Origin of the sequence: Streptomyces sp. YGL11-2, assembly GCF_050054615.1 — a bacterium.
GTDB lineage: Bacteria > Actinomycetota > Actinomycetes > Streptomycetales > Streptomycetaceae > Streptomyces.
In genome coordinates this window covers 8,505-16,316 of record NZ_JBNHIN010000093.1, presented here as the reverse complement: position 1 = coordinate 16,316, position 7,812 = coordinate 8,505, and the positions used below count along the sequence as shown (strand labels likewise).

The 7,812-nt window shown below is 72.9% G+C and carries 7 protein-coding genes; 2 read left to right on the top strand and 5 right to left on the bottom strand.

Annotated elements, in window-relative coordinates:
* Nucleotides 1–93 precede the first annotated feature (93 nt).
* The gene (locus ACO1BR_RS42315) at nt 94–270 is read left to right on the top strand and encodes a hypothetical protein (protein ID WP_426800453.1); all 177 of its coding nucleotides are present in this window, start codon (nt 94–96) and stop codon (nt 268–270) included.
* A gap of 249 nt (nt 271–519) precedes the next feature.
* On the opposite strand, the gene ACO1BR_RS42310 is transcribed toward ACO1BR_RS42315, so the two are convergent.
* The 5 genes from ACO1BR_RS42310 to ACO1BR_RS42290 form a co-directional block, all read right to left on the bottom strand.
* Entirely contained in the window at nt 520–1,200 is a 681-nt protein-coding gene (locus ACO1BR_RS42310; RefSeq protein ID WP_426800452.1) for an HdeD family acid-resistance protein, read from the bottom strand.
* Between the two features lie 202 nt (nt 1,201–1,402).
* Entirely contained in the window at nt 1,403–2,050 is a 648-nt protein-coding gene (locus tag ACO1BR_RS42305) for a CBS domain-containing protein (RefSeq protein WP_426800451.1), read from the bottom strand.
* A gap of 42 nt (nt 2,051–2,092) precedes the next feature.
* A complete protein-coding gene (locus tag ACO1BR_RS42300; RefSeq protein WP_426800450.1) occupies nt 2,093–4,792 on the bottom strand; it encodes a GNAT family N-acetyltransferase in 2,700 nt (899 codons plus the stop codon).
* Between the two features lie 98 nt (nt 4,793–4,890).
* On the bottom strand, nt 4,891–5,565 hold the full coding sequence (locus ACO1BR_RS42295) for a CBS domain-containing protein (protein WP_426800449.1): 675 nt from the start codon (nt 5,563–5,565) through the stop codon (nt 4,891–4,893).
* Between the two features lie 302 nt (nt 5,566–5,867).
* Nucleotides 5,868–6,560 (bottom strand): CBS domain-containing protein, encoded by a 693-nt coding sequence (locus tag ACO1BR_RS42290; RefSeq protein WP_426800448.1) that lies wholly within the window; start codon nt 6,558–6,560, stop codon nt 5,868–5,870.
* Between the two features lie 217 nt (nt 6,561–6,777).
* Here ACO1BR_RS42290 and ppk2 point away from each other — a divergent pair, with 217 nt between their 5' ends.
* Nucleotides 6,778–7,605 carry a polyphosphate kinase 2 gene (gene ppk2, locus ACO1BR_RS42285; protein WP_426800447.1) on the top strand — a complete coding sequence of 276 codons (828 nt, stop codon included), beginning with the start codon at nt 6,778–6,780 and terminating at the stop codon, nt 7,603–7,605.
* Nucleotides 7,606–7,812: the final 207 nt, after the last annotated feature.

The following is a 7,812-nucleotide window of genomic DNA, read 5'->3' as shown; positions in this document are numbered from 1 at the left end:
ACGCCGACCACAACGCGCTCCCATGCCACTCGGCCCAGCCGTACTCGCCCTGCTGCACCACTCCCACTGCCCGGTGGCGGTGGTCCCGCGCCTGTGACCCGGGGGCCCCGGGTGTTCAGCCGGCTGCCGGGTGAGCTGCTCATCCACGCCGTGGAGGCCGCCGACAACGGCCCGGGGATGGGACTTTCGCCGTCGGTGGCGACCGGCGTACGCCCGCTCGTCGCGCGGATCGGGCGGGACCTCCACCACCTCGGCGACGCGGGTCGCTGAGCCCGCTGACGGCGCGCGCCGCCGTGCGATGGCGGCGCGCGAACGTCACTCCGCGCGGGCCGACCCGTCACGCAGGGGCCGGCTTGTCGCGCCTGCGCGAGACCGGCCCTTCGTGATCCGCCCGCAGCNCGCGCCGCCGTGCGACGGCGGCGCGCGAACGTCACTCCGCGCGGGCCGACCCGTCACGCAGGGGCCGGCTTGTCGCGCCTGCGCGAGACCGGCCCTTCGTGATCCGCCCGCAGCGGGCGGTCAGTGCTGCGGGTGAGGCATGTGGAACAGGGACCGCCGCTGCTTGGGGGCGGTGCCCTTGGTGAGGCGGCCGGCGTCGACACGCAGCTGGAACGCGTGGAACACCTCCACCATGCCCAGCACGATGGCCATGATGCCCGTTACCAGGGTGAGCACGGCGATCGAGCCGAACGGCGCGACGATCAGCACGATGCCTGCGAGCAGCGTGATGATTCCCAGGAACATCTGCCAACCACGCGCGGGCATACCGGGAGACGAACCCGCGGCGGCCGTCATCATGACGCCGCGCAGCAGCCAGCCGAAGCCGATCCACAGGGCGAGCAGCAGGATCGACTGGAAGGTGCCCCGGAAACTGACGAGCCCGAGCAGCATGAAGAGCGCACCCGTGATGAAGTGCAGTGCCCGCATGTGCCCCGGAACGTGCGCACCGAAGGCCGCGGCCAGCTGGAAGACACCGCTGACCAGCAGGTAGACGCCGAAGGCCACGCCGACGACACGCAGCGTTTCCCCCGGCCACGACAGAACGACCACACCCAGTGCGATCGATGCCAGGCCGACGGTGACCAGGGCCTGCCAGCCGAGGTTCGCCAGGGCGCCCAGAGCTTCGCCCCCAGGGGAAGCTCCCTCGGGCCGGGTTTCACGTGGCGGGACGTTGCCCGCGGATTCGGAGGGGAAGGGCATGCCGCCCACCTCTTTCATGGAACAGCACCGTCGAATCAGGACACTTCCATCGTCACCCATTCGTCCCCGTCCTGCTCGCGATGGGCGCCGTCTCCCTCTTGGCCTCCTTCGGGCCGTCCTTCCCGTGATCTCCCTCGGCACGTGACCGGAAGCGCCGGCCGTGATCGGCACCACCGTCCGTGGCCGTCTCCCGCCCCGGTGGTCAGGGCCCCGGGCCGCCCCGGTCCACAGCCGCATCCGGCCCCGGGTACGCCTCCTCTCGCCGATGGGTGAGCCGGCCGACCACCGCGACGACGCCGTCGACCTGCCGCACCATCCGCACCAGCACGTCGGCCTGGCCACTGCTGTCCAGGCACCCGCAGAGTGTCACCGTCCCGTCGCGGACGACGACGTCGATGCTGCCCGAGTTCAGCCACATCGTCCGCACCACGATCTCGTCGATGACCTCGTCACGGATCTCCTCGTCGGAGCGGGCGAAGAGCCCGAGCACGTCGCGCCGGGTGAGCATGCCGACGAGGCGGGCCTCCTCGTCCACGACGGGGAGCCGCTCGACGCGGTGCGCGGACATCAGCCGGGCCGCCCGGACGACCGAGTCGTCGGCCCGGACGGTATGGGCCGGGGCGGACATCAGGTCCTGCGCCGAACGGCCCTGGTAGCCGTCGGCCGCACGCCGCGCACGGTCCAGGTCCGTCGCCGAGACCATCCCGATCACCCTGTCGTCGGCGTCCACCACCGGCACGCCGTTGATGCCGAACTCCGCCATCCACCGCGCCAGTTCACCGGCCGGCGTCCCGCTGCGCGCGCGGACGACGTCCCCGCTCATCACGGCCCCGACGCGTCGGTGCTTCATCTCGGCCCTTCCTCCGCTCGTGGCTTCCATCCGCTTCCGGCCTCAGGGAAGCCTGCGCAGACAGGGATCGTCCGCCCGGCGCGGCAGCAGCCGGACCCGGCTGTCCACGACGGTGCTGCCGTCCGGCCGGACGACGACCGGGTTGCACTCGGCCTCGGCGAGTTCCGGAAGGTCGTCGGCCATCCGGGACAGCCGCGCCAGGAGGTCCTTGAGAGAGCGGAGATCCGCCGGCGCGGCGCCTCGGTAGCCGAACAGCAGCGGCGCGCAGCGGGGTGCGGTGAGCAGTTCGTGGACATCGGTGTCGGTGAGGGGGGCGAGTCGGGCGGCGTGGTCGGCCAGCAGCTCGCTGGTGGTGCCGCCCAGGCCGAAGACGACCAGCGCGCCGAAGACCTCGTCCTGGACCACTCCGGCCAGCAGTTCCGTCCCCCGCCCCGCCATCGGCTGGACCAGCGCCCCGGCCATCGCCGTGCCGAGCCGGGCCGCCAGATCGCGGTAGGCGGTCCGTACGGCGCGCTCGCCGCGGAGGTCGAGGAGTACGCGGCCCCGCTCGGTGCGGTGGACCAGGCCGGGACCCTGTGCCTTGAGGGCCACCGCTCCGGAACGGCCCGCAAGGCGCGCGGCGGCCTCGGCCGCCTCCTGCTCGGTGGTGACGTACGCCTGCGGGAGCCGGGGGATGCCGTAGCAGTCCAGGAGCCGGGCGGTCTGCCGCGCATCCAGCCAGCCGCCGGCGGGATCCCGGGTGAGGAACTCCGCGACCAGCGCACGAGCTCGTGGGGAATCGATCCCGGCCGGCTCCACGGGGCTTCCCTGCGGCCTGGCCAGCCAACGGGCGCGCTCCGCGGCGTGTTTCAGGGCCCGCGCCGCGGACTGCGGCTCGCCGTACGCGGGGACTGCCGGTCCGCCGGCCGTACGGAGCAGCCGGACCCGTTCGGGCTGGTCGAGCAGGACCGCGACGACCGGGCACTGCGCGCGGGCCGGGTGTGGCGAGGACGTCAGCGCGGTGACCAGGTCGCTGCCCACCGCGGCGGTCAGGGCGGTCGGCACCAGGGCGACCAGGACCGCGTCGACCGCGCCGGAGGCCGCGATCCGGTCCACGCACGCGCTCAGGGCGGGCACGGTGACCGCCGGCGTGCTGTCGACCGGGTTGCCGGCACCGGCGCCTGCCGGAAGCTCGGCGAGCAGCTCCGCCCGCAGGGCCGGGGGGAGTTGGGGGACGTGGAGTTCCGCGTCCGCGCAGGCGTCCGCGGCCAGGTCCCCGGCCCCACCGGCGTTGGAGACCACGGCGACCCGCTCGCCCGCGGGCAGCGGCTGGGAGTGCAGCAGCGCCGCGGTGTCCAGGAGTTCCCCGAGGGTGTGGGCGGCGGTGATACCGGCCTGGGTGAACAGCGCCCGACGGGTCATGGTGGGCGTGGCCGCGGCGGCGGTGTACGAGGCGGCGGCCCGGCGGCCGGCCGCCGAACGTCCGGCGTCGACGGTGAGCACCGGCATGCGCCGGGTGACACGCCGGGCCGTACGGGAGAAGGCCCAGGGGTTCCCGTACGACTCCAGGTGCAGCAGGGCCAGTTCGGTGCGCTCGTCGCACTCCCACCACTGGAGGAGGTCGTTGCCGCTGACATCGCGCTTGTCACCGAGCGAGACGAAGCTGGAGACGCCGATGCCGAGGCGGGACAGCCCGTCGAGGAGCGCGATACCGACGCCCCCGGACTGCACGGCGACACCGGCGGTGCCGGGCAGCGGCCGGCCGACAGCGAAGGTCGCAGCGAGCCGGACGCCCGGTTCCGTGTTGGCGATGCCCAGGCAGTTGGGTCCGACCATCCGCATGCCCCAGCGGCGGCAGGCCGCCGTCAACTCCGCGGTCCGGTCGGTGTCCAGGCCGGCGGTCACCACCACCAGCGCCTTCACCCCGGCCCGGCCGCACTGCGCCGCGACGCCGGGGACGTCCGCTGCCGGTACGGCGATGACGGCGAGGTCGGGCGGCGCGGGCAGGTCGCCGACGGAGGCGAACGCGGGGACGTGCAGGACCGCGTGGGCATGCGGGTTGACCGCGTGGAGGAGCCCGCGGAAGTGGCCGCCGCGCAGGTTGCGCAGAACGGCCCGCCCCACCGACCCGGGTCTGGTGCCGGCTCCGATGACCGCGACCGAGCGGGGCCGCAGCAACGGGCGCAGGCTCGCGGTGTCGGCGGTGCGCCCCCGGAGCTCCACGGCGGACAGATACGTCTCGTCGGGTTCGAGCCGGATGACACCGTGCACCGTGGTGCCGTCGTACCGCCGGGTGACGTGCAACCCGAGATCGGCCAGGACGCGGTGGATGGGGTGGTTGTCCGCGAGCAGGTCGGCGGTGAAGGCGCCGACGCCGTTCTCGCGGGCGGTGTGCACGAGGTGCTCCAGCAGCAGGGTGCCCACGCCGCGGCGGTGGCAGTCGTCGGCGACCGCCAGGGCGATATCGGCGGTGGCCGGGTCGTCACCGCTCTCGTACTCGGCGACACCGACCAGCCGGTCGCCCTGGAAGGCGGCCAGGGTGCGGTGTCCGGGAGTGTCGGGCGCGCAGAGCCGGTCGGCCGCCCGTTCACCGGAGCGGCGGCTCACCATGAAGAACCGGCGGCGCAGGCTGTCCGCCGACATCTCGCCGTAGAAGCGCAGCACCTGCGCGCGGTCCTCCGGGCACGCGGGGCGCAGCCGGACGGTGGTTCCGTCGGCGAGCAGTGCGCACACCTCGTTGCGAGCGAACGTCGTTTCCGTCATCGCACCCTGTCCTTTTCGGGCATCGTCCTGCCTCCGCGACCGACGGGTGCCGCACGTTCCGCCCTTCACCCGGCGGAACACGCACCCGCTTCCTCCCCTCAGCCGGCTACCGTGCGCTCCTCCCGTTTCCCGCCGGCACGGACGTCGAACGTCACGTCCACCACGCCCTCGACCGCCCGCACCAGACGGGACAGGACAGGCAGCAGGGCACTGTCGGGGAGCGGACCGTGCAGTGCCACCACGCCGTCCTCGACGGTCACCTCGACATCCTTCGGTGCACCGGAGAACAGCCGGTCGACGATTTCCGTGCGCACCTCCGCCGCCAGGTCCTCGTCGGAGCGCAGGAAGACCTTCAGCAGGTCCGCGCGGCTGACGATGCCCTGCAGCAACCCGTGGCCGTCGACGACGGGCAGCCGCTTGACCGACTTGCGCGCCATCGTGCGTGCCGCCTGGGCGATGGTCTCGTCCGCGCGCACCGTCAGCGCCGGGGTGCTCATCAGCTCACCGGCCGTCAGGCCGCCGGCCTTGCGCAGGTCTTCGAGCCGCTGCCGCTGCTCCATCCGGTCCGGTGCCGCGTCCCGGAACTCCTCCTTGGGCAGCAGGTCGGCTTCCGACACCACGCCGATCACCCGCCCCTCCCCCGCGAGCACCGGCAGGGCGCTGACCTGCCACTGCTCCATGGTCTCGACGATCTCCTTGAAGCTGGCCTCCTGACCGACGGCGACCACCGTCTGGGTCATCACGTCGCTGACAGTGTGCGGGCCGTGCGCCATGACGCCTCCTCCCTCCGACCGCTCTCGCCTCGGACTGCGACACCTTCAGAGTGCTGTCGTCCCCCCGCACGGTGCAGGGGCCGTCCGGCCCCACCTCCCGCCGCCCGGCCCCGCCGGTCCGACCGGACCACCCACAGGCCCGGCGGCCTCTCCTCCGAACCGGGCGCACCGCGCGGCGTGCGGAACACACCGTGCGCGTCCCTTCCTGGGACGTGCCCGTGACCGCCCCATCCGGCGGCGGTCGGCCCCGCGGGCGCCGCGGTCAGGGCAGCGGCCGCACGCCCCGGACGCCGTCGATACGGTCACCGCGGCGCATCCCCGCCCCGCGGCCCGGCTTGCACCGGCGCGACGACCGTCACGTCGAACTCCACGTCCACCACCCCCTCGATGCCGCGCACCAGACGCGCGACGACCGGCACCAGCGACCGGTCACGGAAGTGCCCGCTGAGGGTGACCACCCCGTCGGCGACCGCGACCTGCAAGTCCTTGGCCGGCGCGGCGAAGAGCTGCCCGAGCACCCGCCGCACCTCCCGCGCAAGGTCCTCGTCGGACCGCAGGAACACCTTCAGCAGGTCGGCACGGCTCACGATTCCCACCAGCAGCCCGTCCCCGTCCACCACAGGCAGTCGTTTGACCGATGCGCGTGCCATCGTGCGCGCCGCCTGAGCCAGGGTGGCATCGGCATGCACCGTCACGGCGGGACTGGACATCAGCTCCCCGGCGGTCACCGCCTCCGCCCGGCGTACGTCGTCGAACAGCCGCAGGCGCGCCAGCCGATCCGGGTCCGCTTCCCGGAAGCCTTCCTTGGGCAGCAGATCGGCCTCGGACACCACGCCGACCACCCGCCGCTCGGCCGAGACCACCGGCAGGGCGCTGACCTGCCACCGCTGAAGGGTCTCGACGATCTCCTTGAAGCGGGCCCGGCGGTCGACGGCGGCCACGGGCCGGGTCATCACGTCGCTGACGGTGTGCGGTGTGTGCGGCGTGTCCGGCATGGTGGTGGCGCCTCCTCGGAAGCAGCTGTGCACCGCGCGGTCGTCTTGTCGCCGTCCAACGAGCACGGTCCGGCGTCACTCCCCAGCCTGCGACGCATCCCACCGCCCCGAAAGGGCCGTCCGGCCCTGCCCTCGTCGCGGGACCCCAACGCTCGGCCTCCCCCCATTCGGCCCCCGCCCCCGCTCGCCCCGCCGCGAACCCTCTTACCGTCGTCGCATGGCGGAGGAGCAGGAAGGCAAGCATCCGGCACCCGGGAAACTGTCGAAGGCGCGGTACGAGCGGGAGCTGTACCGGCTGCAGACGGAACTGGTGAAACTCCAGGAATGGGTGCGCTCCGAGGGGACGCGGCTCGTCGTGGTCTTCGAAGGGCGCGACGCGGCCGGAAAGGGCAGCACCATCAAGCGCGTCACGGCCTATCTGAACCCCCGCGTGGCCCGCATCGTCGCGCTGCCCCAACCCACCGAGCGCGAACGCACCCAGTGGTACTTCCAGCGCTATACCGAGCACCTTCCCGCGGCCGGCGAGATCGTGCTGTTCGACCGCAGCTGGTACAACCGGGCCGGCGTCGAACGGGTCATGGGCTTCTGCACACCCGCCGAGTACCAGCGCTTCCTGCGCCAGTGCCCGGTGTTCGAGCGCATGCTGGTCGAGGACGGAATCCTGCTGCGCAAATACTGGTTCTCGGTCAGCGACGAGGTGCAGGAACAACGCTTCCGACAGCGCCTGGACGATCCGACGCGACGCTGGAAACTCTCCCGGGTCGACCTGCAATCGCTGACCCACTGGGAGGAGTACTCACGGGCCAAGGACGACATGTTCGTCCACACCGACATCCCGGAGGCACCGTGGTACGTCGTCGAGAGCGACGACAAACGCCGAGCCCGGCTGAACATGATCGCCCATCTGCTGTCGACGGTGCCCTACCACGAAGTCCCGCCGCCGGTACTGGAAGTACCACCCCGCCCACCGGGCACCGGCTATCGGCGACCACCACGCGATCTGCAGACCTACGTTCCCGATCACGCCGCCGACCTGGAGAAGTGACACCCGACGCGGAGGCCCGTCCGCCGTGCCGCACGGATACCGGCGCGAGGGCCGGGGCTGCCCCAGGGCCGCCCGGTGGGTCAGGGCGGGAAAGGCCCTAGGCTCTCGCCCATGCGCGCGCACCTGCATCAGATCGTCGTGGACTGCCATGAGCCGAAGGCGCTGGTCCGGTTCTGGGCCCGTCTGCTGGGTGGGGGCCCGGTCGAA

Bases quoted from the DNA above. Each gene is read 5' to 3' on its own strand.
- ACO1BR_RS42310 (WP_426800452.1), bottom strand. From the start codon at position 1,200: ATGCCCTTCCCCTCCGAATCCGCGGGCAACGTCCCGCCACGTGAAACC.
- ACO1BR_RS42305 (WP_426800451.1), bottom strand. From the start codon at position 2,050: ATGAAGCACCGACGCGTCGGGGCCGTGATGAGCGGGGACGTCGTCCGC.
- ACO1BR_RS42300 (WP_426800450.1), bottom strand. From the start codon at position 4,792: ATGACGGAAACGACGTTCGCTCGCAACGAGGTGTGCGCACTGCTCGCC.
- ACO1BR_RS42295 (WP_426800449.1), bottom strand. From the start codon at position 5,565: ATGGCGCACGGCCCGCACACTGTCAGCGACGTGATGACCCAGACGGTG.
- ACO1BR_RS42290 (WP_426800448.1), bottom strand. From the start codon at position 6,560: ATGCCGGACACGCCGCACACACCGCACACCGTCAGCGACGTGATGACC.
- ppk2 (WP_426800447.1), top strand. From the start codon at position 6,778: ATGGCGGAGGAGCAGGAAGGCAAGCATCCGGCACCCGGGAAACTGTCG.